Here is a 25,913-nt window from a genome sequence, read left to right as displayed (position 1 = left end):
CCGACCGCCCCGGAGGGGCGCTGGAGCGTGTCCTGCGCTCACATTTCGCTCACATCTGTCGCGGGCTTGTCGGCGAGCAGGGCTGCGATGCGGTCGGCGCCGTCGTGCGCCACGTCGTCGTAGACGTGGGTGTAGAGGTTCGCGGTGACCGCGATCGTGGAGTGGCCGAGGCGGTCGGAGACGACCTTCATGGGGACGCCGGCTTTGAGTGCCAGGCTGGCGCTGGTGTGTCGCAGGTCGTGCAGCCGCACCTGCCGCATCCCGGTGGCCCGCACGAGGGCGCCGAAGTGCTTGGTGACGTACTCCGGTCGGTAGGAGGTGCCGTCCTCGCGCGTGAAGACACGCCCGTGGGGCGCCGCGAGCTGCTGCCAGGCCTTCCGCTCGGCCAGCTGCGCCTCGTGGTGCTCACGGAGCATCTGGACGGTCGTCTCGTCGAGAGCGACCCTGCGGACGCTGCGGCGGGTCTTGGGGGAGCCGACGGTGGCCTTGCCAGCGACCTCGGTGATCTGCTCGCTGACCCAGAGGGCCTTCTCGTCGAGGTCGACATCGTCCCAGCGCAGCCCGAGGCCCTCTCCGCGGCGCAGGCCGGTGAAGAGGTAGAGGCGGTAGAGCGGGTAGAGGCGGTCCTCGCGGATGGCGGCGAGGAAGCGCAGGCACTCGTCGGCGGTCCAGGGCTTGGGGCGCTTGGGGTTCTCGGGAGCCAGCTCGATGTGGTCGGCGGGGTTGTAGGGAAGGAGTCGTCGCCGGACGGCGCTGTTGAGCGCTGAGCGGAGCACTGCGTGGATGCGCCGGATGGTCGCTGGACTGAGCGCCTTGCCGCGGACGCCGATGGAGATGGCGACGTACATGCGGTCGAGGTGGTGGGCTCGGAGCTCGACGAGCTGGACGCCGCCGATGTGCGGGGTGATGTACAGACGGGCGAGGTCTTCATACATCGCCCGCGTCGTGGGTCGGAGGGAGTGCTTGCTGAGCAACCACGTGGCCAAGTAGTCCGAAACGGTCGTCTCGGTGATCTGGACGTCGCTGGCCAGCGTCTTCGTCAGCTCGCGCAGGGCCTTGCTCGCGGCCGCCCTGGTGGGGAAGCCAGCCTTCGTCGTCTGCCGACGGCGCCCTGTCGAGTCGGATCCGAGGTCCACCACGTACTCCCAGCCGCCGCGGCAACGGTGCGGTGGTCTACGACCGTCGACAGCCGCCGGGCACTGCCGGGTGTGTCGTGGTCGGACAGTGCCCTCCTTCACGGCTCGAGGCCGATCAGCCTCTTGAGGTCGCGGGACGGAATCCGGATGACCGTTCCGAGGTGCAGGACCGGCGTCGGCCATCCGCCGGTCCTGATGAGCTCGTAGGCCGTCGAGCGGCTGATGCCGAGAGCGGCGGCTGCGGTCGGCACGTTGACCAGCGGTGGCAGGACCTGCAGGTCCTCATGGGAGAGCTGGAGAGTGGACATCGGAACTCCTGGGATGCGCGCCCTTGGTCGTGGGCCGGGTGGGGGAGCAGCGTTCACGGCAGCACCGACACGTGGACGTGGTCGTAGTGGCCACCGACCGGGCTCGTCGGGTCGTAGACGCCTCCGCCGGTGTAGGTGCGCCAGCCCTCGTCGGAGCGAGCGGTCGACCAGATCTGGCCCTGCCAGATGACGTAGGAGACCCGCAGCGCCTTCGCGTTCGACACGAGCCACGTGGCGAAGGTCCAGCCGGCCGCCTTGTCGGCCTCGCCGGGAAAGCGGCCAGCTGTCCCGAAGGTGACGTCGCAGCCGCGGCCCTCGGGGTGGTCGGACGTCGGGTTCCAGGCGTGGGCGTCCCAGCAGCTGGTCGGCTGTCGGCCGAAGTGCGCGCCGGCCTGCTGCAGGAGCCACGCCGTGGCCGGGGTGACGCAGCCACCGGTCCCCGTGGGATCGGAGACGGTGCAGCCGCCGCTCGCGCCGGTGAAGGCAGCGGCGTCGCCGGTGTCGGAAACCATCCCTGCGGGCGGGCCGTCCACCTGCGCAGCGTCCTGGCTCATCACCCCGCCGATCAGGACGACCATGGAGATGAGGCCGAGCGCCGCTGCGGCGGCCCACGTCGTCGTCGAGGTGGTCGCTGTACTCACGGTCGGTCACCCCCATGCGGCTAGCCTTGAGGTGCCGCTCTCGACGCATCTGCGCAGAGGCGGCACTGTGGATGGATCGATGCCCACCGGCGTCTCGTCGGCGGGTGTGGATGCAGGGGTGGCGGTGCGAACCGGCGCTCCGGGTAGGTGTCCGGCTCCCCGTCATTTACATCAGTTGTGATGACGCTCCAGATGCTAAGCCCAGATGAACCGCTGTCAAGACGCGGGGCGCACGACCAGTGCGCCCGTGCGCCGTCGCAGGGCTGAGAGGGGCGAGACGTGGCCGAGGATGCGGTCGACACCGACGTCGATGTCACCGCGGACGAGGCTGCTCCGAACGGGGGATCTTCGCGGACCTTGGCTGAGAAGGTCGACCACCTGTTCCGGACCGTCCGCTCCTCGCGTGGCGAGTACACCTACGAGCAGGTCGCCAGCGAGATCCGTGACGCTGGGGGACCGACCATCAGCGCTGCGTACGTCTGGATGCTCCGCAACGGCAAGCGCGACAACCCGACCATGAAGCACCTCGAGGCGCTGGCGTCGTTCTTCGGGGTTCCGGCGGCCTACTTCTTCGACGACGAGGTCTCCCAGGCCGTCAACGAGCAGCTCGCTGTGGTTGCGGCCATGCGTGACGCCGGGGTACGCAAGATCGCCATGAGGGCGTCAGGTCTCTCCTCGGAGAGCCTCGGGACCATCGTGGACATGATCGAACGGGTGCGTGCCCTTGAGGGCCTCCCCGACGGTGCGGACGGCTCCGACGCCGGATCTGCGCCCGAGGGTCGGACGAAGGGCAGTCGCACCCCCGGGTGAGGGGGTGGCCGGGTGCGGCTGAGCGTCGTGCGTGCTCGTTGTGTCCGGATGCTGGACGACCTCGGCATCGACGGACCCACCAGCGTCGAGCAGCTCGCTGAGCAGCTCAGACATCTGCGCGGCCGACCCATCCGCCTCATGGCGCACCCGCGCCTCGGGGAGATGTCGGGGTTCTGGGTCGGCCTGGATGACATTGACGTCGTCTTCTTCGACGACGCGCTGACAGGTGTGCACCTGGAGCACGTCATCGCCCACGAGCTCGCGCACATCGCCTTCGGCCACGGTCACGACGAGGTGCTCGCTCCGGACGTCCTCAAAGCCCTGTTCCCTCTCCTGGACCCGTCGCGGGTGCGTCGGATGCTGGCGCGCAAGGAGTACAGCGAGGCTGAGGAGCGCGAGGCCGAGGTGTTCGCCTCCATGCTGCTGCAGCTGTCCGCCCGCCCCGCGGCCGACGACCTCGCTGCGCTGCCTGCTGAAGCTCGCCGCCAGGCAGCGGACCTCACCGCCACCTTCGGCTCCCGCCGCCGAGACGCCCGGTGAACCTGGCCGACGTCGTCTCGACGTACGCCATCCCCGCAGTGGCCGCCTTCGTCGGCGTCGCCGCGCTGCTGCGCGCCCGCGACCTGCTCCCCGGGAGCCGCCGCGACCGCCAGGGCCTGGCCGTCGCGCTGTCGGGTCTGGCAGTGGGGACGACGGCGCTGGTCTCTCCGATCTACGCGGCACTGGCGCGACTGACGGGGGTGGCGAACATCGGCGAGCCCATCGCCCGCACCGCTCTGATGGCCTGCGCCGTCGGCATCCTGGCGATGGTGGGTCACTTCGCCGTCCGCGCCGGCGTCGGCGTCGGCGGATTCGCCACACATCGATGGCGATCGGGCTGGACCAGGCGACGGCGGACGTGGCTGGCGGTCGCCGTCGTCATCCTCTGGACCTGCTTCGCCCTCGGCCCGCAGGGGCAGCAGGTGCGCTCCTACATGGTGACCTTCGCTAGCGATCCCGCGGTGCAGGTGTACACGCTGGTCTTCGTCGCCTTCGTCGGCGGCGCCTTCGCCGAGCTGCTGCGGCTCGGCTGGCGGATGCGGGCGACCATGACCGGTCGGCTGGCGACCAGCGGCTGGCTGATCACCCTCGGCGCCGCAGCGGGCTGCCTCTACGTGGTGCTGCGCCTGATCGGGCTGGGGGCGCTCAGCGCGGACCGCTCCGGAGTGCTGGAGGCGCTGGCCTGGCCGGGCGCGGTCCTCGCTGCGGCCGCCAGCATCCTGCTGGTCGCGGGCACCCTGTGGCTCGCCGCTGTGGCCCGAGCACGTGCGGCCTCAGACGGGCTGACGGCCCACACCAAGAGCATCCGCCTGTACCCGCTGTGGAGGGACCTGGTGCGCCTGCGTCCTAGCGTCGCCATGGAGCCCGACCCGGGGCCGGTTCGGGAGGTGCTGGCCGTTCGCACCGGCGCGTGGCGGCTCTACCGGCGCGTCATCGAGCTGCTCGACGCCGTGCGCATCCTGGGCGGACGCTCCGTGACCGTCAGGCCGGTGACGCCCGCGGCCATGGCCTCGCCCGACGCCTCCGCCATCGAAGCCGACCGGGCGGCAACGGCACTGGCTGAGGTCGTCGTGGCCGAGTCCGCGGGGGCGCCGATGCCGAAGGAGACGATCCCGGTGCCTCCGACGGCAGCGACCGTCGAGCAGGAAGTGGCGTGGTGGGCCAAGGTGGCCAATCGGTACCGGGTGCGCCGAAGGCAGGCGCGCCGACACGTCAAGGACCAGCGGAAGGAGGCCACGCGATGACCGACCAGGTGGACGTCCAGACGAGGACCTCCACCGGCGTGAGCGGTGGTCTTCGCCTCCGGCTGGCGAGGGTGTTCACCGAGCTGCTGGCCCCCTCAGTCGTCGGCGTGATCTGCCCGGTGGCCATCGGGGCGCTCAGCGACACGAACGCGTGGCGCGGCGCGGGCCTGGGGCTGCTGGGTGCCGTCTTCGCCATCGGGCTGCCCTACGCCTACATCGCCTGGCTCATCCGCACCGGCGGAGCGACCGACAGGCACGTGTCCCGGCGCGAGGACCGCCCGAAGGTCCTGGTCGCCGTCCTGCTGTGTCTGGCGGCCGGCATCTCGGTGCTCGTTCTCCTGGGGGCGCCGGCGCTGCTGGTCTGGCTGCTGGTGGGCGAGGTGCTCCTCGTCCTTGCCTGCCTGGTGATCTCCAAGCACTGGAAGATCTCGATGCACTCTGCGGTGGCGGCTGGGACAGTGGCTGCGCTCGTCGTCGTCCTAGGCCCCTGGGCGCTTTCGGCCGGAGTTGCGGTGGTCATGGTCTCGTGGGGGCGCGTCGTGCTGGGAGATCACACCCCGGCGCAGGTGACGGCGGGATCGGTGCTCGGCGCCGCCGTCCTCTCCCTCCTTGCCTTGGCCGGTTGATCGGCACAGGCGGAGGTAGCTGCGGATCCACTTCAGGAGACGCATCCAGCGACGCGGTCGTGCGCCGACCCGGGTGAGAGGAGGTGTCTGTGTGGCAGCCACCAGCCGGCGACGCCCCCACAGCGTGCAGTGCCGGCTCCGAGGTGGGGTCCTGGCGAGGAGGTCATCCCGTCGACTGGAGCGAGCCCCTGGGAAGGCTCCGGCCAGGGTGAGTGACGATGGCGTCACCGCGGTGTGCGGAGCAGTCAGCACGTCGTGCGAACGAGGAGCCGTTCCTGCCCAGACGAGGTCGCCGTCGAGCCCAGCCGGTCGCACCCAGCGGATCGGCCCCCGAGCAGGCCATGGTGGTGGTTTGCAGGGGAGGGGACTGCGGCAACAGGAGCAAGCACCCTGGCTTCGACCACGCTGCGCAGCTCGCTGCAGTGCGCGAGGGCGTGCAGGGCAGCGCCACCGTGGCCGTCAGCAAGTGCCTCGATGCCTGTGACATGTCCAACGTCGTGGTCGTAGTGCCGGGACAGGTCCAACGCGATGCCGGCATGACGCCGGTCTGGCTGGGGAACGTGCTGACCCCAGACGCCACCGACGACGTCGTGGGGTGGATCGTCGCAGGTGGGCCTGCTGCCGAGCCGCCGTCACTGGTGCAGATCGTGACCTTCACGCCGACGCGGTTGAGTCGGCGAGAGCTCGATGAGCCGGGGACGCTGTCAGGCCCGCAGCATTGAGGAGCTTGGCGAGGTGCTGCAGTGCGGCGGGCGCGGGCGACGGCGCCCTTGAGTGAATCTGTGACTTTCAGGTACTTTTCGGTCGCTCTCGGACATGACCGAGTGCTCTCGTCGCGCACGCCGAGCCCCTGCCAGCGCGTTCGAGGTCCACAGATCTTTGTGGCAGGGGACGGGGGAACCACTTCCGGGCGCGCTGCTCTTGGGAGCGTCGTCGCGTCCTCGGGGTGAAGCTCGCCTAGCGAGCCGGGGGACCTCACCTCCCGAACCCGACAGCTCACCTCGCAGGCGTCGGAGAGGCCCACCCCCCAACATGTCGATGACCCATGCCCATCACGGGCGCCACGTCTCCTGCCGCCGCTGCGACTCCTCGCCCGCCGGCTCTTCCCGTCCCCGCCGTGCCCTGGCCCGTGCCGCCGCCGGCATCGCCCTGAGCGGTGGCCTGATGGCCGCCGCCGCGCTTCCGGCCAACGCTGCACCGGTGCTGAACAGCGGCGCGGTGCTGACCACCGCCAGCCAGTACATCGGCACGCCGTACCGCTTCGGTGGCACGACGCCGTCCGGCTTCGACTGCTCGGGCTTCACCCAGCACGTCTTCGCCCAGCACGGCGTGAGCCTGCCGCGCACCACCAGCCAGCAGCTGGCGGCGGTGACGCGCATCAGCAAGGCCCAGGCCAAGCCCGGTGACCTGGTGTTCTTCGTCAACGCCTCCGGCAAGCCGTACCACATGGGCATCTACACCGGCGATGGCCGACTGATGGACTCCCCGCGCACGGGCAAGTCGGTCAGCGAGCGCTCCATCTGGAGCGACAACGTCATCTACGGCCGCGTCTGACCTTCCCCGCCCGGGGTCGTCCGCGCCTTGCTGGGGCTTCCACGAGGCCCAGTGAAGAAGGCGACGCACCCCGGTGGTGGGCAGCGCTTCTTCATAGTGATCCGCGAGGGCGAGCCTCTGCGGTGCTCACCCCGGCCCGATGAGGAGCCGGGGTGAGCACCGCACCGCCCACCAGCTGCGCTCAGAGCCGTCTACCCATCCTCTGCGCCCGGGCCCGCCCTTGAGCCAGGGCTTCGGCCGGTCGCTGTGGCGGCGCGTGTCGTCGGTCACAGCTGGATGAGCGTGCCACCGGGTGCCTCAGGGCCGCCGATGTGTTCTCGCCTCGGTCGGCCAGGCAGCTGGGCTGGTCGCGACGGGCGTGGTGGTGTCCGTGCAGGTCCGCAGCGTGCGCAGTCGCTCCGGTGTCGCCCGAGGATCTTCGCGGTGCGGAGTGATCGACGTGGCACGGTGAACCCTGACCCGCGCACGGCCAGTACCCGGCGAGCAGCGAGGGAGCGCAGCCCGCTGCGTCCCAGACGTCGCGCCCGCCGCGGAACGCGGTCAGGCTCGGGGAGGGTCGACGGCGACTGACGCAGCTGGTCACGCGTCGGAAGAGCAACAACGCGAAGGTGAGCATGAGAAGCACATCCAGGCTGTGGGTCGTCGGCGTCAGCGCGAGCCTCACCCTGACCGCCTGCACCGCTTCGGCCCCCAGCCAGGGCGAAGGGCAACCCGAGCAGGCCTCGACGGCGACCTGGGGCCACATGCACGGCCTCGGGGTGGATCCCGCGGACGGTGTCTTGTACGTGGCCGCGCACGATGGCCTCTACCGCTCCACCTCGGACGGAGTCGAGGGGCCGGTGGGTCAGCGTCGCCAGGACACCATGGGCTTCACCGTCACCGGTCCCGGCACCTTCCTGGGCTCTGGCCATCCCGACACCGCGGTGGACCCCGACCTGCCCAACCCCCTGGGCCTGGTCGTCAGCCGGGACAGTGGCCAGTCCTGGGAGCAGACCTCCCTGGGCGGGCAGGTGGACTTCCACGTGCTGCGCGCCCGTGGCGACACGGTCTACGGCTGGGACTCCATCAGCGGCCAGCTGCTGGCCTCCGAGGACGCCGGCCAGTCCTGGCAGGCACGCAGCGACCTGGCAGCACGTGACCTGGCGATCGACCCCTCCAACCCTGCCACGGTGGTGGCGACCACAGCTGAGGGCCTGCAACGAAGCACTGACGGCGGACGCACGTGGTCGGTCGTGGCCTCCTCGCCCCTGCCGGTGGTGGTGGAGTGGACCAACGGCGGTGATCTGTACGGCATCGAGGGCGACGGCGCCGTCCTGCACTCCACCGACGCCGGCTCCTCGTGGGACCGCATCGGCGACGTCGGCGGCTCCCCCGAGGCCATCACCTCACAGAACCCCGTACCGGCAGCGCCTACCGCAACGGAGGCGCCCTCGGTGGGGGAGGCGCCGACGGCCACCGTGCTGCACGTCGCGGTCGCCCGCGAAGGGGAGCACCCTAGCATCGCCACGAGCCGCGACGGAGGCCGCACCTTCTCCGAGCAGGCCACCTCCGACGCCTGAGGATCCTTCCTCGGGCAGGTCCAGGCGGCACGAGGCAGCGGACGGCGGCCACCGCTTCTTCTCGGCCCGGCAGGTACCACGCGTGGGCACGAGTATGCGAGGAATACCCCTGTGGGGTACCGTCGTGATCTCATCCGGAGGAGGCAGGTGTGGCGCACAGGCGGGGACTGCTTCACGCAGCGCTGATCCTGCTCGCCGGTGCGCTGGTGGCCGGGATCCTCACCATGCACGTACCGCTGATGAGCGTCCTGGGTGCTCACGGCTCGATGCACGCAGCCAGCGCGAGCGGGCATTCGGGGTCGTCAACGGCCGAGCACGGCTCGATGGCCAGAAGCGCTCCTGCCGCCGTCGCATCGTCGATGCTGGTCGGATCAGCCGACGGCACGACGCTCGAGCGAGCCAGCGAACAGTTGTGCCACCCCGACGGCGCCGGTCACAGCGCCCCCACCTCGGCTCACGCCGTCGCGTGTGACCTGTCGGCGCCGCCGGCGAACGCCGCGACGGCGCTCGGTGCAGCCGCGCTGGTCGCCGTCGTCGTGATGGCTCTGGTCATGCTGCCCAGTGGTGCGTCAGCGGGCGGGTGGCTGCTGCGTCGCGGTCCTCCTCGCGGCCAGCTTCTGCGTCTCTCCCTGTGCGTGATCCGGGTCTAGGAGCGGGCTCACCCCCGCCCCTGTGATCCGCACACCCTTTTCAAGGAGAGTCATGCCTCGCACCAGTTCCGACCTGCGTCACCACCTCGCCCGCACCTCCGCCCTGCGCGCCCTGGGCGCTGCCGGCGGCGCCGTCGCCCTGGCGGTGGTCCTGACCGCCTGCTCCGGCGGCGGCCACGACATGTCCTCCATGGGCTCCTCGGACTCGGGCACCTCGTCCAGCTCGAGCGCTCCGATGAGCTCGGCGGCGGTCACCCCTGACCCGGCGGCCGTGGCCTCAGCATCATCGGCGGTCTCGGCGGAGCACAACGACGCCGACATCATGTTCGCCCAGCAAATGATCGTCCACCATCAGGGCGCGGTGCAGATGGCGATGCTCGCCGGCGACCGCGCGCAGGACCCCGCGGTCCGTGACCTCGCCTCGCGCATCCAGGCCGCCCAGACTCCAGAGATAGCCCAGATGACGGGGTGGCTGCAGGCCTGGGACGCCCCCGAGACGATGGAGGAGGGCTCGATGGGTGGTCACGACATGGGCTCGATGGGCATGAGCGAGGAGGACATGGCCGCGCTGGAGGGGGCCTCCGGTGCTGAGTTCGACAAGCTCTTCCTGGAGCAGATGACCGTGCACCACCAGGGCGCTGTCGACATGGCCAAGACCGAGCAGGCCGACGGGTCCAACCCCCAGGCCATCGAGCTGGCCGGGACGATCGTGACCTCCCAGACCGCGGAGATCGCCGAGATGGACCAGATGCTGCAAACCCTGCAGGGCTGACCGCAACCACGCAGAAGCACCCCTAGAACGGGATGGTGCGGCGCCTGCTGCGGCGCCGCACCATCCTGTCGGCCCCGAAACGGATCAAGATCCGGTGTTCCAGTAGACGACGCTGCCGGTGGGACTCGGCTGGTCGCGGCCGGACGGCGCGATGCCCCTCTCATGAGGCGCAAGGACACTTCACGCGCTATACCCCCAGTGGGTACCGACGACTCGCGGGTGCTTTGCCACCTCTCGGTGCGGCATGCCGCAACGGTGAAGGAAGGTGCTCGCACCAGAGCGGCGCCCGCTGTGCCCTGTCGCGTGCTTTCGCTGCAGGACGGGTTGGGACAGGTTCCGAGCAGGTGGCGGCACAGGTGTGAGCCGAGGAAGTGGAGGTCCCGTTGGCCGGGTACGCAGGACTCGCGGCGCTCCTATTGACGGTGATCGTGGGCGTCGCCGCGGCGCAGCTGGTCAGTAGGTCCACAGCTGTGGACAGCAAGGCTCTGCTCTCGCTGCCCTTCCTCTCGGGGTCGATGCCGCAGGAGCACGCGCTCTCACGCTTCCACGCCCGCTGGTACCCGATGACGCTGGTCTTCCTGGCCTTCGACGTGGAGATGCTCTTCATGTACCCGTGGGTCGAGGTGGTCGCCACCGTGGGCCTGTCGGCTGTGGTGGAGATGTTCATCTTCTTGGGCGTCCTCCTGATTGCGGTCGTCTGGGCCTGGCGTGAGGGAGCCTTCAGGTGGGTCTGACGAGGGCTCGAGGACTCAAGGCATGGCTCAAGGGCACAGCCCTCAAGCGCCCTCACTACTTGGTGGTGGCAGAGCCTGGGCGTGACGTCACCCGGTTCGCGCTGGAGCGCGTTGCCGCTGAGCGCGGCTGGGTGATGGCCCACTCTCCCGCCGAGGCTGACGCACTGATCACTTGCGGCCCGCTGTCTGGAGAACTGGCCGCAGCCGCGGAAGTGGTCTGGCAGCAGCTGCCTGGCCCGAGGGCTCGCGTGGACGTTGACAGCCCCATGGGCGTCGAGTCCGCCCTGGGTCACGTTTTGGAGCGGCTGTCTGACGACGACTTCCAGCGCCGCGACGCAACCAATCGACCCCAGGAACAGCCAACCGATTCTGGCCACGCCGACATGGACATGTCTGACCACGGCGACATGGACCACGGCGGCATGGACCACGGCGACATGGACATGTCCGACCACGGCGACATGGACATGTCCGACCACGGCGACATGGACCACGGCGGCATGGACATGTCCGACCACGGCGACATGGACATGTCCGACCACGGCGACATGGACATGTCCGACCACGGCGACATGGACATGTCCGACCACGGCGACATGGACATGTCCGACCACGGCGACATGGACATGTCCGACCACGGCGACATGGACATGTCCGACCACGGCGACATGGACCACGACGGCATGGACATGTCCGACCACGGCGACATGGACCACGGCGGCATGGACATGTCCGACCACGGCGGCATGGACATGTCCGGCCCCGGTGGCATCGCGTTGGCCAGCGGTGGGGAGGACCGCGATGGCTTGGAGATGGACGTCCTGCACGTCCAGCTCGGTCCGGTGCTCGGTCTGTGGCCGAGCGGCCTGGTCGTCACGGTGACGCTTCAAGGTGATGTGGTGGTGGACGCCCACGCCCACCACCTGGACGAGGCCGCCGCGCCGGAGCGCGTCGATGCCCGCGTGGCGGCGTGTGAGCGGGCCGCGCGGATCCTCGCCTTGGCCGGCTCGCGGTACGCCGCCGCTGCCGTGCGCCTGCGCGATGCATTGCAGATGGGCACCGAGGTAGGCAGCGCCGACACTGGTCGACAGATCGATCTTGATGGAGAGCTCGCCGGTCTGCTGGCTCGTGTTCAGCGCTCCCGCACGCTGCGCTGGTCCCTCCGGGGCCTGGGCGACCTGAAAGATGATCAGATCGAGAAGGCTGGGTTGCCGGCTGGCGACCAGGGCGACGTTCACGACCGACTGATCGCTTCCCTGCGCCTCGCCGCGGACCCTGTCGCGGCAGCCCCGACGTCGTACGGGCACCGCCATCGTGCAGTCGAGGCCCTTCCGAGCCTGCTGATCGGGCGAGAGCTCGCCGAGGTGCGACTCACCGTGGCCAGCCTCGACCTCGAGTCCCGTGGCGTGTTTCCCGAGCCTGAGCATGGCCCTGACGCCGGCGGCGCCGACGCGGCTGGTGGCGCCGTGGCGGCCGAGGCGGTGGCCTGAGTGGACGTCGTGGGCGTGTCCTGGGTGTGGGCTCCTGCTGCTGTATTGCTGCTGATGGGCGTGGCCGCGGCCGGCGCAGCGTTCAGCGGCGCGCTCTCCGCGGGTGCCACAGGTCAGCGGCCGGTGGCCGGCCTGCTCGCTCCCGCCTACGAAGCAGCGCGGTTGATGCGCCAGCGCCGCCGCGTGCTGCTGGGCGCAGACCGGCCGTTGTGGCGCGGCGGTGGCGGGACGCTGCTGGTGGCTGCGGTGTTGATGGTGGGTGTCGTGCCGCTGGGTAACTGGACCCTGGCGGACCTCGGCGTCGGGGTCGTCTGGGTGAACGCCGTCGACGTGCTGGTGTGGGCGGCGGCCTGGCTGCTGGGCTGGGGGGCGAACAGCGCGCACGCGCTGGTGGGTGCCCATCGCTACCTCGCTCAGGCGCTGTCCTACGAGCTGCCGCTGATGTTCGCCCTGGTAGCGCCCGCTGTAGCCGCTGGCAGTCTGCGGGTGGGTGACATCGTGGCGGCGCAGTCGCAGCTGTGGTTCGTGGTGTGGATGCCGGCGTCCTTCGCCCTGTTCTGCGCCTGCGTGCTCGCCTTCTCACTGTGGGGCCCCTTCTCTACGGGCAGCGGGCCGGATCTCGCGGGTGGCGTTCTCGCGGAGCTGTCCGGGGTGGACCGGCTGCTGGTCCTGGCCGGTCGGTGGGCACTGCTGGCGGCGGGGTCGGCGGTGGCCGTTGCGCTCTTCCTCGGGGGTGGCGCCGGCCCGTTGCTGCCCGCCTGGGCGTGGTCGCTGCTCAAGACGCTGCTGGTGATGGCGGCGCTGGTGGTGTTGGCCCGACGGTTGCCACTGCTACGCCCGGATCGCCTGGCTGAGGTGGGATGGCTGGTCGGCTTGCCGGTGGCACTGGCGCAGCTGCTCGTCGTCAGCCTGGTCGTCCTGGGGAGGAGCTGAACGATGAGCGACCTAATCACCGGACTGGTGTTCTGGGTGCTGGGGGTGCTTGCCGTCGTCAGCGGGGCGCTGGTGTTCCGCTTCGACTCGATGGCACGTGCCACCTACGCCCTGGCCGTCTCCTTCATCGCGGTGGGCGCTGCGCTGCTCCTGCTGCAACTGGACTACGTGGGGCTGGTGACCGTGCTCATGATGGTCATGGAGATGGCCGTGATGGCCATCTACATGATCATGTTCATGGGGATGAACCCCGCTCTCATGCCCATGAGCATGGTCCACAGCCGGCGCACGGCTCTGGGCATCTCGGCGGGGGTCTTCCTCGTGCTCGCCGCGGGGATCGTAACGGTGCCGTGGCCGCAGCGACGCGCGGCCCCCGCCGCTGACCTCACCGCCTCACTGGGCGAGACGATCATGGGCTCGAAGATGCTGGTGATGATGGGTATCAGCCCCGTCCTGTTCGCCACCGTCGTCGCTGCGGTCGTACTGGCCGCGCCGCGCACCCGCTACGACCGCTTTGGGGACGACCTGCGCTCAGCGCCGTCGGACCCCCACCACGGAGGTGTGGGGCGGTGACCTTGGAAGCGGTGCTGCTGATCGCAGCTGCCCTGTTCAGCATCGGCCTGTACGGAGCGCTGTCCCAGCAGGTCGTGGTGATGGTGATGATGGGGCTGGAACTCATGCTCAACGGCGTCATCCTGGCTGCTGGAGGGCTGTGGTGGTTCCTGTCGCCGTCCCCCAGCGGCCACCTGCTGCTCTTGGTGGTGGTCGCCGCGATGACCGTCGACATGGCCATGGGCTTCGCGGTGGCGGTGCTGCAGCACCGGACCCGCGGCTCGGACATGACCGACTCCGCCACGGAGCTGTCCCAGTGAGCCGGGCGAGAGCGGCGGCCACCGAGTGAGCGCGCAGATGAGCTCACTGCTGTGGGCGGTCGTGCTGTTGCCAGCTGCCACCGGTGCCGTCTTGGCGCTGGTCGGGCACCGGCTGGACAAGGCAGCTGCGCCAGCAGCGGTCGTGACCGCCGCAGCCGGCCTGGTGCTGGCGGTCACGGCAGCGGTGCTGCACCCCTCCGCTGGTGCCCCGCTGGTGGTGGCCGGCGGACTCGATCTGGCAGTGGACCCCCTGGGCGCGCTGATGCTGGTCACCTCAGCCTCCGCCGTGCTGCTGGTCGTCATCTTCGCCGCCGGCGACATCCACGAGCACCGAGCCCGCTTCTTCGGCCTGCTGCTCATCTTCAGTGCAGCAGCGGCCACGACGGCCACGGCGACAGCCCTCCCCGGGCTGCTGCTGGCCTGGGAGCTGATGGGGGCCTGCTCCTTCGCCCTGATCGGCTATCCGTGGCGCCAGGCGCGGACGGTGGGTTCAGGGACCACGGCCTTCCTGGTGACGCGGACCGGTGACCTGGGCCTCTACCTCGCTGTAGCGGCCGCCGTGGCAGGGGCTCCAGGGCTGGCCCTGGCAGACCTGCCCGTAGCGCACGAGCCCTGGCGCTCGGTGGCCGCCGCTGGCGTCCTGGCCGCCGCGATCGGGAAATCAGCTCAGCTGCCCGTCTCATTCTGGCTGTCACGCGCCATGGACGGCCCCAGCCCGGTCAGCGCGCTGCTGCACTCCGCGACGATGGTGGCGCTGGGGACCTTCCTGCTGCTGCGCACCACCGACCTGCTGGCTGCCACGAGCTGGGCGTCGGCCACCGCCGCCTGGGTCGGGGTGGTGACGGCGGTGGTGCTCGGTGCGGTCGCCCTGGCCCAGCGCGACTTGAAGCAGCTGCTGGCCGCCTCGACGGCTTCGCAGCTGGGCTACGTGGTGCTGGCCGCGGGCATCGGGTCGGTCTCCGGTGGGGCGGTGCAGCTGGTCGCCCACGCGGCGACCAAGGCCCTGCTGTTCCTCGCGGCGGGCGCCTGGTTGTCCCTGCTGGGCACGAGGCAGCTGTCCGCCCTGCGCGGAGCCGGGCGGCGATGGCCAGTGATCGGAGTGTGCGCCGCGGTGGGCCTGGCATCGCTAGCGGGTTTGCCGCCGCTGTCGCTGTGGGCCGCCAAGGACGGCGTGCTGGCCGCGGCGCGAGAGGTCTCCCCGGCGCTGTACCTCGCTGGTCTGCTGGGCGCTGCCCTGGCGGCTGCTTACGCCGCCAAGGCGTTGGCGGTGCTTTTGGGTCCCGAACCGCAGATCACCACGAGCCCTAGGACCCGCGAGGAAGAGGACCGCACGGGCCCCGGGGACCACGGCTCCGCCACAGCACACTGGACACCCCACGCCGGTGGTGTCGGTGGGCTGCAGCGGGTGCCGCTGGTGGTGCTCGCGGCGGCAGCTGCGGTGCTGGGAGCACTCGCCCTGCCGCCAGTGGCGCAGCGACTGCGAGGGGCTCTCGACCGTGCTGGCGCTCCACCGGCCACACCGAGCGTCGGTGAATTGGTGCTGTCGGGGGTGGTTGCCCTCGTAGTAGTTGCCGTGGTCATCGCGGCACAACTGCGCCGCTCGTCACCCACCACCTCATCGGTGCCCTCATCGTCGTCCTCCTCCTCTTACTCCTCGGCTGCGGCGGGTCCGACAGCCGAGTGGCGACAGAGCGGGCTGCGGACCCGGCTGCAGGACTGGCTACAGGGCTGGCTGGGGCTGGAAGCCGCCGCACACGCCCTGGTGGTGCGCCCCGTGGTGGGCCTGGCCACCGTGCTGGCGCGCTGGGATGACCGTGGGCTGGACCGCGGCGTGAGCGCTGTTGCGGCCGCCGCTACCTCGACGGCGCGCGGCGCTGCTCGTTTCGATGACCGGCGCGTCGACGGTGCCGTGCGCAGCGTCGCCGCCGCCGCCCGCGCCGCTGGCCGTCTGGCGCGGCGCTCCCAGAGCGGGCAACTGCACCGCTACTACGCGGCGGCTGCGGTGGTGCTGCTGCTGGCTGCTGTCTTGCTCGCCCTGGCGCCGAGCGCCTGACCGGAAGTGGTGTCCTCGTGTTGAGCCTGCTCGTCTTCATGCCGCTGGTCGCGGCTGGTGCCCTAGCTGTACTGCCGCGCGTGCCCGACGCGGCAGCGCGCTGGGCCTGGGTGGCTGTTGCCGGAGCCGAGCTGGTCCTGGTCGTCGCGATGGCCCTCGCCTACCGCACCCCCGCCCCCGGTGGCCTGACCTTCGAGCAGCGGGTCCGATGGATCCCGGCTGTCGGGACCAGCTACCACGTGGGCCTGGATGGCATCTCCTTGCCGCTGGCGGCGCTGACGTGTGTGGTCTTCCTGGCCTGTGCGGTGTACGCGCTGCGCGAGGCGCACCGCCCGCGGGCTCAGGCAGCGCTGTTCCTGTTCCTGCAGACCGCCTGCCTGGGCGTCTTCGCCGCGCAGGACCTGGTGCTGTTCTTCGTCTTCTTCGACCTGTCGATCGTGGGGATGTACTTCTCCATCGCGGGGTGGGGCCATGGGGACCGGGCGCGCTCAGCGCTGCGCTTCTTCCTCTACACCTTCCTGGGCTCCCTGGCCCTGCTGGTCGCCTTCATCGGGCTCTACCTGGCATCGGCACCGCACACCTTCGACATCGTCGAGCTGGCGGCGAACCCGCCGCTACAGGGATCACCGACCACCGGGGTGCTGGTGCTGGTCGCGGCGCTGGTCGGGTTGGGCATCAAGACGCCCGTGGCGCCCGTGCACACCTGGCTGCCACCCGCGCACACCGACGCACCGACCATCGGTTCGGTGGTCCTGGCGGGGGTGATGCTCAAGCTGGGCACCTACGGCCTGGTGCGGGTCGTGATGCCGCTGCTGCCCGATGCCTGGCGCGCTGCGGCATGGGTCGTCGTGACCCTCGGGATCGTCTCCGCGCTTTATGGGGCGCTGGTGGCGTTGGCTCAGAGCGACTTCAAGCGGATGGTGGCCTACACCTCGGTGAACCACATGGGGTACGTGGTGCTCGCGCTCGGAGCGGCGGGCCTGGCGGGGGGTTCTGCGGCATCTGCGGCTTCCGGCGCGCCCGCAGGTGGGGCTGGCAGCGCCCTGGGGGCCGCCGCGGCCAGCAGCCAGCAGCTGGCGGTGATGGGGGCCGTGACGCAGATGGTCAGCCACGGCTTGATCACCGCTGCGTTGTTCCTGCTGGCCGGGGTGCTGCGCGACCGCACCGGCACCTACGCGATGGGGCCCGGCAGCACCGTCAGCGGCCTGGGACGGCTGGCGCCGCGGTGGGCGGCGCTGTTAGCGGTGGCCTCCTTCGCCTCCCTCGGGCTGCCGGCCTTCAGCGGCTTCGTCGCCGAGCTGCAGGTCTTCGCCGGCAGCATCGCGACAGCGCCGGTGACCGCGGTCGCACTGCTGGGCATCCTGATCACCGCCGCACTGTTCCTGCGGGCACTGCAGCACCTGCTGACCGGGCCAGCGCGAGCCCCGCGGGGCGGGTTCGCCGACCTGCGGGCAGCCGAGGCGGTGCCCGTGGTGGTGCTGCTGGTGCTGGCCACCGCTATCGGTGTGGCACCCCAGCCGCTGCTGGACGTCATCGCTCCGACGTCGGCGTGGATCACCTCGGTGGTCACCCCCTCCGCGACGGACGCGGTCGCGGCCTCGGTGGCGGCACCGGCGGGGAGCTGAGCCGTGGAGCACGACGTGGCCATGCTGACCCCAGAGGTCTGCCTCCTGGTCGGCACCGTGACGTGCCTGCTCATGGGCAGTTTCCTGGCGCGTGAGCGGCAGCGCTGGTCGCGGGTGGTCGCCGTCCTGGCTCTGGTTGCGGCCGCGGTCACCGCGCTGGTGGGGCCGGCCTCGCCCGCCATGGGTTCACTAGCCTTCCAGGCCAGCTACGCCCTGGACGCGCCGACCACGACGGCGCGGATGCTGATCTGCGCTGCCACGCTGCTGGTGCTTCTGCTGGGACGCGATGAGCTGGCGGGTGACCCGCGCGAGAGCGAGATCTGCTCGCTGCTGCTGGCTGCAGCGCTCGGCGCGGTGGTCCTCGCCGGCGCCAGCGACCTGCTCGTGCTGGCGGTGGCCTACCTGCTGGCGAGCATCCCGCTGTACGCGCTGGTGGGACTGGCGCGGACACCAGCAGCCGCTGAGGCCGCCTTGAAGACGTACCTGCTCGGCGCGCTGCTGGGCATCGTCATGCTCCTCGGCGTCGTGGTGCTGGTGGCGCTGGCCGGCGGCAGCACCTATGCGGAGCTGGTCAGTGGGCTGCGTTCAGGCCAGGTGCCACGACCGCTGGTTGCTGTCGGGGTCGTGGCGACGCTGGGAGGGCTGCTGTTCAAAGCCGGGGCGGTTCCTGGCCACTTCTGGGTGCCCGACACCGCACAGGGAGCACGGACCGCGCTGGCCGCCTTCGCCACCACCGTGCCCAAGATCGGCGGCCTCATCGCGGCCTACCGGCTGGTCGATGCCACCGTCCAGAGCGGGGCCGTCCAGACCGGCACCGTCGTTGCCGGCATCGCGGCGGCGACGGCGCTGCTGGGCGTGCTGGCGGCCTTCGGGCAGGACGACGTGCGCCGACTTCTGGGGTGGTCCACGGTCTCCCAGGCCGGCTTCCTGCTGTTCCCGGTGGCGGCTGCGGGCCGCAGCGATCTGGCGCAACCCTCGCTACTGCTGTACCTGGCCGGGTACGCCGCCGCCAACCTCGCTGCCTTCGCCGTGGTCGCTGCTGAGCCACACCGACGCACCCGCGAGGCTTGGCGCGGGGCCGCCCGGCGACGGCCCTGGGTGGGTACAGCTCTGCTGGTGTCGCTGCTGGGTCTGGTGGGAACACCGCCCACCGCAGTCTTCGTCGGGAAGCTCACCACCTTCACCGCGGCCTGGGACGGGGGACTGGCCTGGCTGGTGGTGCTGGGCGCGGTCGCGACTGCCGCTTCGTTGTTCCCTTACCTGCGCTGGTTGGCGGCTGCTTTCGCGAAGGCACCAGCCGATGAGGACGCCGGACAGGTGAGCCGGGGACCTTCGAGTGCTGCGGCCGCAGCAGTCAGCGCCGCTGCCGTGGTCCTCGTGCTCGGAGTGGGGGCTGGGCCGCTCTGGACGGCCCTCAGCGGGCAGGTTCTGAGGTGATCTGCCGGCGGCTGGAGCTCCCCGCCGCAAGTGAGCTGACCCAGATCGTGTGGTGACCTACTGGTCAGGCTCCTGCCCAGCTGCCGGCCCGCTGCCGGTCAGTTGAGCCTCACCGCCGGCGACGGCCGGGCGGGCAAAGAGGATCAGGACTTCACCAGCCGGGCGATGGCCGCGGAGGCTTCGGCGATCTTCTCCTCCGCCTCAGGGCCGCCCGCACGAGCCGCGTCGACCACGCAGTGCTTGAGGTGGTCATCCAGGAGGCCGAGGGCGACGTTCTCGGTGGCCGCGGTCATGGCGCTGATCTGGGTGAGGATGTCGATGCAGTACGCCTCGTTCTCCACCATGCGCTGCAGACCACGGACCTGCCCCTCGATGCGCTTCAGGCGCGTGAGGTAGCGGTCCTTGTCGCTGATGTAGCCGTGGTGGTGGGCGCTCGGGGTGTCCTCGGTCGCCTCGGGGGCGGGGTGGTCGGTCATGGACGACTCCTTGGGCCTGCACCGACGTGCGGATAGGGGTGACGGGGTGGGTGGAGTGGTTCAGCGGCACCATGGTGGCTCACGCGCTCGCTCATGCGCGCAGGCCGGGACTGGTCACTCGCCCAAGATCCCGGTCCGCTCCTGTCCGACGTTGGCCGGCCGTGAGCACCTGGACGCGTGCCGCGGGCAGGGCTCGGGGCCACCTGCACGGTGGTGCTAACGGGAGCCCATGGGCTCGGTCGCGGTGAAGCGGCGCAGGCGCAGGCTGTTGCCCACCACGAAGACGCTGGAGAGGGCCATGGCCGCTCCGGCCAGCATCGGGTTGAGCAGCCCCAGCGCAGCGACCGGGATCGCAGCGGTGTTGTAGGCGAAGGCCCAGAACAGGTTGGACCTGATCGTGGCCAGGGTCCGCCGAGACAGGCGGATCGCATCGACCACGCCAAGCAGGTCCCCTCCCACCAGGGTCAGGTCTGAGGCCTGCATGGCGACGTCGGTGCCGGTGCCCATCGCCAGGCCGAGGTCGGCCTGGGCCAGGGCGGGGGCGTCGTTGATGCCGTCCCCAACCATGGCGACCTTCTTGCCCGCCTCCTGCAAGGCGCGCACGGTGGCGACCTTGTCCTGGGGCAGCACCTCGGCGATGACTTCGGTGATGCCCACCTGGGCGGCGACGTCGCGGGCGACGGCCTCGTTGTCACCGGTGAGCAGGACCGGGGTCAGGCCCAGCTCCTTCAGCGCGGCCACGGCCTGGGCGCTGGTGGCCTTGACGGTGTCGGCGATGACGAGCAGGCCGCGGGCCGCGCCGTCCCAGCCGACGGCGACCACGGTGGACCCGCGGGACTCGGCCTCGGCCTTGGTGGCGGCCAGGTCCTCGCTCAGGGGCGCGCCGTGCTGGGCCAGCAGCGAGGCCCGACCCACGACGACGGAGCGGCCTTCCACGGTGCCGTGCACCCCGCGGCCCTCGTCGGTGGTGAAACTGGTGGGCACGGGCAGCACCTGGCCGCTGGTCCGATCGTCAGCCCGACCGTTGGTGCGGGCGCCTACGACGACAGCTCGGGCGATGGGGTGTTCGGAGGCGTCCTCGAGTGCGGCCGCCAGGCGCAGCAGCTCGGCCTCGTCGACGCCGGGGGCGGGGATGGTCCGGACCAGGCTCATCTGGCCGGTGGTGACGGTGCCGGTCTTGTCCATGACGACGGTGTCGATGCGGCGCGTGGACTCCAGTACCTCCGGGCCCTTGATCAAGATGCCCATCTGGGCGCCGCGACCGGTGCCGACGAGCAGCGCGGTCGGGGTAGCCAGGCCCAGGGCGCAGGGGCAGGCGATGACCAGGACGGCCACTGCGGCGGTGAAGGCCGCCGAGGCCGGGAAACCGGCCCCCAGCCAGGCACCCAGAGTGATGACGGCGATGACCAGGACGACCGGGACGAAGACCGCAGAGATCTGGTCAGCCAGGCGCTGGACCTGGGCCTTGCCGTTCTGGGCGGCCTCGACCAGGCGGGCCATTTGGGCCAGCTGGGTCTGCTCGCCCACCCGGGTGGCGCGCACCACCAGGCGCCCGCCGACGTTCAGCGTGGCTCCCACGACCTCGTCGTCGGCGCTGACCTCCACGGGCACCGACTCCCCGGTGAGCATGGAGGCGTCCACGGCGGAGGTGCCGCTGACCACGACACCGTCGGTGGCGATCTTCTCGCCGGGGCGGACGAGGAAGTCCTCGCCCACGGCGAGATCGTCGATGGCGACGGTGTGCTCCACCCCGTCGCGCAGGACGGCGACCTGCTTGGCACCCAGATCCAGCAGGGCCCGCAGGGCGGCTCCGGCGCGCCGCTTGGAGCGCTTCTCCACGTAGCGCCCCGCCAGGACGAAGGTGGTCACCCCCGCGCCGACCTCGAGGTAGATGTTCCCCGCCCCGTCCGACGGGGCCAGGGTCAGCTCGAAGGGGTGGACCATCCCGGGCATGCCCGCGGTGCCCAGGAAGAGGGCGTACAGCGACCAGGCCAGCGCTGCGGCGGTGCCCACGGAGACCAGGGTGTCCATGGTGGCGCTGCCGTGGCGCAGGTTGACCCACGCAGCCCGGTGGAAGGGCCAGGCTCCCCACACGATGACGGGGGCGGCCAGGGCCAGGGAGGCCCACTGCCAGTAGGTGAACTGCAGCGCGGGGATCATGGCCATGGCGACCACGGGCACTGTCAGCACCACCGCACCGATGAGCCGCTGGCGCAGCGAGGTCAGCTCGCGCTCGGCGCTGGTCTGCTCACCGCCGTCCGCGGCCGATGACCCGGCTGCCGGGGCTGAGGCGTCGGTCTCCGAGCCACCACCGGGCACCGGTGGGCGCCTGGGGGCAGGGGCGGGAGGCAGGACCGCGGTGTAGCCGGCCTTGCTGACCTCGGTCAGCAGCACTGCGGGGTCGAAGCCCTTGGGAATGCTGACCTGGGCCTTCTCGGTGGCGTAGTTCACCGTGGCGTTGACGCCGTCGAGCTTGTTCAGCTTGCGCTCGATGCGCATGGCACAGGAGGCACACGTCATCCCCTGGATCTGCAGGGCGAGGGTGGACGAGTCCGCGGGTGCGGAGGGGTTCGTCGTGCTCATCGAGGTGCCTTCCGTGCGGTCTTCGAGCGGTGGGCCGACAGCCGAGTGAACGGTGCGGCCACGGTCAGCGGGCCCAACCGGTCCAGCCGGTCAGCTGATCGACCCAGCTTGTGGGCCTAAGGGTTCATCGCGTGATCGCTGTCTTCGCCGTGTGAGGTGTCCGCGGAGGACTGCTGCCAGCGCTGGGCTGCCTCAGGCGGCGCCAGCGCCGAGGCGGTGGCGTAGGAGGCGCCGAAGGCCAGCGCGAGGCCGGCGGCGAAGACGCCGAGCCGTCCTGCGCTGTTCACGGCACGGGGACAGCGGTGTAGCCGGCCTCCTCGACCGCGGCCAGCACCTGGGAGGTGGGCACGTCCTGGGTGGCCTTGACGACCAGGACTCCAGTGCTGGCGTCCACCTCGACCTCACGCACCCCGGCCAGGACGCTGACCTCCTCGCGCACGGAGGTCTCGCAGTGGCCGCAGGTCATACCACTCACCTGGTAGCGCTTGTCCATCGTCAGCTCCTCTCGACCGGTCATCCACCGTGTACCCCTGGGGGGTACCACCTCATCAAGGTATTACCCCCCCGGGGGTATTCCACAAACCCGTCTGCACCGGGCGCTGTCCGCCTCTAACAACACCCGCTCCCGTCCTGCCCATCTCCACCTGACCCCTGGCGTTCAGACGGGTGATGAGAGGTCGGCTGAACCCGCCCGCGCGTTGAGGGCAGTTAGCCTGCCGGTGTGCCCGCCACAGCCACGGCGCCTGCTCGGGTGCAGGCGCTCCTCGGCCGGCCGCGACGACGCGGCCACGTCGAGGTGTCCGGGCTGCCGGGCGCAGGCATCCTTCTGCTCGTGCTGGCTCTGCTGGTGCTGACCATGGCCAGTCCTCTGGATCGCGCCGGGCGCAGCGCGCACGCCGCACCGCAGCTGATCGCCTCGAGTGTGGCCGCTCACACCCACGCGAACTTGGCCACCCTCGCTCAAGCCCCCCATGCCTCGGCCTCCACGGCACCGAGCTCGACGTCAACGTCGGCCCAGGACGCTTCAGCGACCCCGGCCCTGGGACACGACGCCCCCTCGGGGCACAACGGTGACCACCACCACCACGTCGACTTGGATCCCGTCGGCGCCGGTGCTCTGCACTCGGCTGGCGCCCCAGTCTTCGCCCTGACTCCCGCCCGGCACCTCTCGGTGCTGCTGGTCGCTGCCGTCACCTTGACCTACCCCGACTGAGCCTTCGGGCAGCGCTATGCCCAGCAGGCCTCTTCGTGCCTGCCGCCACACCGCCATCGCGATCCCCATGGGGCGCTGAGTGCGGCTGTGACATCGGGCGACTGCCGCTGCTCCCGCTCCGGCCCACGCCCGGCGCCCCGTTCCCAGGCGACTGCCCATGCAGCGCCTGCTGGAGCGCACGGGCGCCCTGCGTCGCGCCGCGGGCTGCCCGGCTCATTCGACGACCCCACGCACCAGAGGTGACCCATGCCCTCCCACCAGCACAACGACCCCGGCCGCCCCCGCCTCACCGCCCGGCCTCAAGAAGCTAGGACCGAGCCGGGTGAAGAGAGCCCGATGCGACCCACCGGTGCCGGAGTGCACGAGCGTCTGCGCGCCGCGACCTGGTCTGCGACCGACACCACGCACTTCATGAACATCCGCGAGATGACGCCTGCAGACCTGCCGCGCACCGCGTTCTGGCACCGCACGGCTCTGCCCCAGGCCTTCTTCACCCGGCTCGGTCCCCGCTTCTTGAGGCGCTGGCAGCAGACCTACCTGGACTCCCCCCACGCCATCGCGCTGGTGGCTGAGCGCACCGACGTCCTGCCGCCGCAGCCGGTGGCCTTCCTCCTCGCGGCCACTGACGCCCAGGCTCACCAGGCCCACGTCCTGTGCCACCACCGGCTGTCGCTGACCGTCCTCGGTCTGGGCGCCCTGCTGGGCCGCCCGGCGGTGTTGGTGCGCTTCCTGCGCACCCGCGCCGGTCGCTACATCCAGCGCATGGCCCATCTCCCCACTACCGGCGGGCTCGCAAGCCAGGCCAGCCCCACGGCCACCGACGCTGCGTGTGGCTGCCCGCCACCCACGTCCACCTCGTCCACGGACCCGGCGCAGGCCCATCGAGCCCGTGTGGCCGTGGTCGTCGCGCTCGTGGTCGACGTCAAGGTCCGCCGCAGCGGCGTGGGACGAGCGCTCCTGGACGCCTTCACCCTCCGGGCTGCCCAGGCCGGGGCCGACAGGGCCGAGCTGGTGACCGCATGGGCATCAGACGCTGAGGCCTTCTACGACGAGTGCGGCTGGTCGAGGTCGACCATGCGACCCAACCGAGATGGCAGCTTCGTCTCCCCCTTCCACCTCGCGCTGGGCGCTGAGGTGCCCCCGGCCGAGTGCGCGCGGCACGCCGCCGGCCCCGTCGCGACGTCCAGCGACTGACGCTGCGCGGCGCTGTAGCGACGTCACCGCTCACCGGCGCCACGTCCTGCCTCGCTCGTACTCGCTGACCTGCGCGCTGCCCTCGAGCGCGCGGCACCTCGCGTCGCCACGACCTGCGTTGAGCGCTCCTTCCTCAGCGGTCCTGGCGGCGGCCCTCGCTCAGTGACCTTGGAGAAACGTCGTGACTCAGACCGCTGTCCCCGTCCCCAGTGCCCGGCCACCTGCGCGCCGCCCGGGCTTTCGCCCTGACGTCGAGGGCCTGCGCGCACTGGCCCTCGGGCTGGTGCTGCTGTACCAGGCCGGAGTGCCCGGCACCGCAGGAGGACGCCTGGGCGTCGATGTCTTCTTCGTCATCTCCGGCTTCCTCATCACTGGGCTGCTGGTGCGCGAGGTGGAGACCACAGGCCGCATCGACCTACCTCGCTTCTACGCGCGCCGAGCACGGCGCATCCTGCCCAGCGCAGTCAGCGTCAGCATCGCCGTTCTGCTCATCGTCGCCGTGGTCGCCCCGACGACCTTGGCGCGCGTCGGCATCGACGCGGTCGCTGCAAGCCTGCAGGTCGCGAACTGGCGCTACGTCGTCGCCGACCTGTCCGGCCTCAACCCGGTCGGCGTCGGTAGTCCCCTGCTGCACTACTGGTCCCTGGCCGTTGAGGAGCAGTTCTACCTCGCTTGGCCACCACTGGTGGTCCTGACGGCGTGGCTGGCGCGCAGGCGCCAGGGGGTGCTGCGCAGGTGGCTGGCTGCTGTCGCCGGCGGACTGGCCCTGCTCTCCTTGGGCGCCTCGGTCTTCCTGACGCCCCTGTCCGGCACGGTGGCCTACCTCTCGACCCCTACGCGCGCCTGGCAGCTGGCCGCCGGTGCACTGCTGGCACTGGCGGTCCCGGCTCTGCTGGCGTTGGCGCGCAAGGCGTGGTGGCCTGCTGCGGCGGCTGGCTCGGGTGTTGTGGGGCTGGCGATGGTCTTGACCAGCGCTCACTGGACCGGCGCTGTGGACTATCCCGGTTCAGCTGCCCTGGTCCCCACGCTGGGCACCGTCATCCTGATCGCCAGCGGCGTGGGTGCCCCAGGAGTGGTGCAGCGCCTGTTCTCGTGGGCGCCGGTGCAGGCCGCGGGGCGCCTGTCTTACGTCTGGTACCTCTGGCACCTTCCGGTGATCTACGTCGCTGAGGAGATGGGGGTGCAGTCGTGGTTGGTCCTGCTGGGCGCGGAGGTCCTCATCGGAGGAGCGCTGGCCTGGCTGACCGCTGTGCTCATCGAACGTCCGTTTCGATTCGCGCCGAGATGGGCGGCCAACGCGAGCCGGGGGCTGCTTCTCGGTGCTGGGTTCACGGTTCTAGGCGTGCTCGCAGGCATCAGCGCTGTCGTGTTGAGCTGATGGACGTTCGGGCAGGATGGTCCGCGAGACACTGACCGGTCGGGGATCGCTCTCCGGACACTGACCTGAGCCGTCGTCCGTCGAG

General features: G+C 70.9%; 27 protein-coding genes and 1 riboswitch. Of the genes, 20 read left to right on the top strand and 7 right to left on the bottom strand.

Annotated features, from left to right (window positions below; translation table 11 throughout):
- Positions 1–38 precede the first annotated feature (38 nt).
- The 3 genes from BXY45_RS14730 to BXY45_RS23360 form a co-directional block, all read right to left on the bottom strand.
- On the bottom strand, positions 39–1,136 hold the full coding sequence (locus BXY45_RS14730; protein ID WP_170131539.1) for a tyrosine-type recombinase/integrase: 1,098 nt from the start codon (positions 1,134–1,136) through the stop codon (positions 39–41).
- A 98-nt stretch (positions 1,137–1,234) separates the two neighbouring features.
- Entirely contained in the window at positions 1,235–1,444 is a 210-nt protein-coding gene (locus BXY45_RS23365; protein ID WP_170131538.1) for a helix-turn-helix transcriptional regulator, read from the bottom strand.
- A gap of 53 nt (positions 1,445–1,497) precedes the next feature.
- Positions 1,498–2,085 (bottom strand): VldE C-terminal domain-containing protein, encoded by a 588-nt coding sequence (locus BXY45_RS23360; protein WP_170131537.1) that lies wholly within the window; start codon positions 2,083–2,085, stop codon positions 1,498–1,500.
- A 357-nt stretch (positions 2,086–2,442) separates the two neighbouring features.
- Between BXY45_RS23360 and BXY45_RS14720 the strand changes: the two genes are divergently transcribed.
- The 17 genes from BXY45_RS14720 (at position 2,443) to BXY45_RS14640 (ending at position 18,984) form a co-directional block, all read left to right on the top strand.
- Positions 2,443–2,895 (top strand): helix-turn-helix domain-containing protein, encoded by a 453-nt coding sequence (locus BXY45_RS14720; RefSeq protein ID WP_109775326.1) that lies wholly within the window; start codon positions 2,443–2,445, stop codon positions 2,893–2,895.
- Between the two features lie 48 nt (positions 2,896–2,943).
- Positions 2,944–3,435, top strand: a complete 492-nt coding sequence (locus tag BXY45_RS14715) for a hypothetical protein (protein WP_109775265.1) — start codon at positions 2,944–2,946, stop codon at positions 3,433–3,435.
- Positions 3,432–4,679 carry an MAB_1171c family putative transporter gene (locus BXY45_RS14710; protein ID WP_109775264.1) on the top strand — a complete coding sequence of 416 codons (1,248 nt, stop codon included), beginning with the start codon at positions 3,432–3,434 and terminating at the stop codon, positions 4,677–4,679. Before BXY45_RS14715 ends, BXY45_RS14710 begins: the two co-directional genes overlap by 4 nt.
- Entirely contained in the window at positions 4,676–5,305 is a 630-nt protein-coding gene (locus BXY45_RS24580; RefSeq protein ID WP_109775263.1) for a phosphatase PAP2 family protein, read from the top strand. The genes BXY45_RS14710 and BXY45_RS24580 overlap by 4 nt, the downstream gene beginning before the upstream one ends.
- A 341-nt stretch (positions 5,306–5,646) precedes the next feature.
- Complete coding sequence (locus BXY45_RS14700; RefSeq protein ID WP_109775262.1) at positions 5,647–6,027, top strand: hypothetical protein; 381 nt, start codon at positions 5,647–5,649, stop codon at positions 6,025–6,027.
- Positions 6,028–6,165: 138 nt separating this feature from the next.
- Positions 6,166–6,328, top strand: a riboswitch (cyclic di-AMP (ydaO/yuaA leader).
- Between the two features lie 15 nt (positions 6,329–6,343).
- On the top strand, positions 6,344–6,859 hold the full coding sequence (locus BXY45_RS14695; RefSeq protein WP_170131536.1) for a C40 family peptidase: 516 nt from the start codon (positions 6,344–6,346) through the stop codon (positions 6,857–6,859).
- Between the two features lie 614 nt (positions 6,860–7,473).
- Positions 7,474–8,418 (top strand): F510_1955 family glycosylhydrolase, encoded by a 945-nt coding sequence (locus BXY45_RS14690; RefSeq protein ID WP_109775260.1) that lies wholly within the window; start codon positions 7,474–7,476, stop codon positions 8,416–8,418.
- 149 nt (positions 8,419–8,567) lie between these two features.
- The gene (locus BXY45_RS14685; protein WP_109775259.1) at positions 8,568–9,068 is read left to right on the top strand and encodes a hypothetical protein; all 501 of its coding nucleotides are present in this window, start codon (positions 8,568–8,570) and stop codon (positions 9,066–9,068) included.
- A gap of 52 nt (positions 9,069–9,120) precedes the next feature.
- Complete coding sequence (locus tag BXY45_RS14680; protein WP_109775258.1) at positions 9,121–9,840, top strand: DUF305 domain-containing protein; 720 nt, start codon at positions 9,121–9,123, stop codon at positions 9,838–9,840.
- 383 nt (positions 9,841–10,223) lie between these two features.
- On the top strand, positions 10,224–10,574 hold the full coding sequence (locus tag BXY45_RS14675) for an NADH-quinone oxidoreductase subunit A (protein WP_109775325.1): 351 nt from the start codon (positions 10,224–10,226) through the stop codon (positions 10,572–10,574).
- 383 nt (positions 10,575–10,957) lie between these two features.
- On the top strand, positions 10,958–12,064 hold the full coding sequence (locus BXY45_RS14670) for a hypothetical protein (protein ID WP_146211221.1): 1,107 nt from the start codon (positions 10,958–10,960) through the stop codon (positions 12,062–12,064).
- Positions 12,065–12,118: 54 nt separating this feature from the next.
- On the top strand, positions 12,119–12,997 hold the full coding sequence (locus tag BXY45_RS14665; protein ID WP_109775324.1) for an NADH-quinone oxidoreductase subunit H: 879 nt from the start codon (positions 12,119–12,121) through the stop codon (positions 12,995–12,997).
- A gap of 3 nt (positions 12,998–13,000) precedes the next feature.
- The gene (locus BXY45_RS14660; protein WP_109775256.1) at positions 13,001–13,570 is read left to right on the top strand and encodes an NADH-quinone oxidoreductase subunit J; all 570 of its coding nucleotides are present in this window, start codon (positions 13,001–13,003) and stop codon (positions 13,568–13,570) included.
- The gene (locus tag BXY45_RS14655; protein ID WP_109775255.1) at positions 13,567–13,869 is read left to right on the top strand and encodes an NADH-quinone oxidoreductase subunit NuoK; all 303 of its coding nucleotides are present in this window, start codon (positions 13,567–13,569) and stop codon (positions 13,867–13,869) included. Before BXY45_RS14660 ends, BXY45_RS14655 begins: the two co-directional genes overlap by 4 nt.
- A 37-nt stretch (positions 13,870–13,906) precedes the next feature.
- Complete coding sequence (locus BXY45_RS14650) at positions 13,907–15,922, top strand: proton-conducting transporter transmembrane domain-containing protein (protein ID WP_109775323.1); 2,016 nt, start codon at positions 13,907–13,909, stop codon at positions 15,920–15,922.
- A 17-nt stretch (positions 15,923–15,939) separates the two neighbouring features.
- On the top strand, positions 15,940–17,547 hold the full coding sequence (locus BXY45_RS14645) for a complex I subunit 4 family protein (protein ID WP_109775254.1): 1,608 nt from the start codon (positions 15,940–15,942) through the stop codon (positions 17,545–17,547).
- Between the two features lie 21 nt (positions 17,548–17,568).
- Entirely contained in the window at positions 17,569–18,984 is a 1,416-nt protein-coding gene (locus BXY45_RS14640) for a proton-conducting transporter transmembrane domain-containing protein (RefSeq protein ID WP_109775322.1), read from the top strand.
- A 143-nt stretch (positions 18,985–19,127) separates the two neighbouring features.
- Here BXY45_RS14640 and BXY45_RS14635 read toward each other — a convergent pair whose 3' ends face one another.
- From BXY45_RS14635 to BXY45_RS14625, 4 genes are all read right to left on the bottom strand, one after another.
- On the bottom strand, positions 19,128–19,460 hold the full coding sequence (locus tag BXY45_RS14635; RefSeq protein ID WP_109775253.1) for a metal-sensitive transcriptional regulator: 333 nt from the start codon (positions 19,458–19,460) through the stop codon (positions 19,128–19,130).
- 216 nt (positions 19,461–19,676) lie between these two features.
- On the bottom strand, positions 19,677–22,043 hold the full coding sequence (locus BXY45_RS14630; RefSeq protein ID WP_172601954.1) for a heavy metal translocating P-type ATPase: 2,367 nt from the start codon (positions 22,041–22,043) through the stop codon (positions 19,677–19,679).
- 116 nt (positions 22,044–22,159) lie between these two features.
- Entirely contained in the window at positions 22,160–22,330 is a 171-nt protein-coding gene (locus tag BXY45_RS23355; RefSeq protein WP_170131535.1) for a hypothetical protein, read from the bottom strand.
- On the bottom strand, positions 22,327–22,536 hold the full coding sequence (locus tag BXY45_RS14625) for a heavy-metal-associated domain-containing protein (protein WP_109775320.1): 210 nt from the start codon (positions 22,534–22,536) through the stop codon (positions 22,327–22,329). Before BXY45_RS14625 ends, BXY45_RS23355 begins: the two co-directional genes overlap by 4 nt.
- 228 nt (positions 22,537–22,764) lie before the next feature.
- On the opposite strand from BXY45_RS14625, the gene BXY45_RS14620 reads away from it, so the two are divergent.
- From BXY45_RS14620 to BXY45_RS14610, 3 genes are all read left to right on the top strand, one after another.
- On the top strand, positions 22,765–23,256 hold the full coding sequence (locus BXY45_RS14620; RefSeq protein WP_109775252.1) for a hypothetical protein: 492 nt from the start codon (positions 22,765–22,767) through the stop codon (positions 23,254–23,256).
- Between the two features lie 336 nt (positions 23,257–23,592).
- A complete protein-coding gene (locus BXY45_RS14615; protein WP_109775251.1) occupies positions 23,593–24,450 on the top strand; it encodes a GNAT family N-acetyltransferase in 858 nt (285 codons plus the stop codon).
- A gap of 181 nt (positions 24,451–24,631) precedes the next feature.
- A complete protein-coding gene (locus tag BXY45_RS14610; protein ID WP_109775250.1) occupies positions 24,632–25,828 on the top strand; it encodes an acyltransferase family protein in 1,197 nt (398 codons plus the stop codon).
- Positions 25,829–25,913 lie beyond the last annotated feature (85 nt).

Source organism: Quadrisphaera granulorum (genome assembly GCF_003149145.1).
GTDB classification, from domain to species: Bacteria; Actinomycetota; Actinomycetes; order Actinomycetales; family Quadrisphaeraceae; genus Quadrisphaera; species Quadrisphaera granulorum.
Note: the sequence above shows the minus strand (reverse complement) of the source record. Positions and strands in the feature narration are given on the sequence as shown.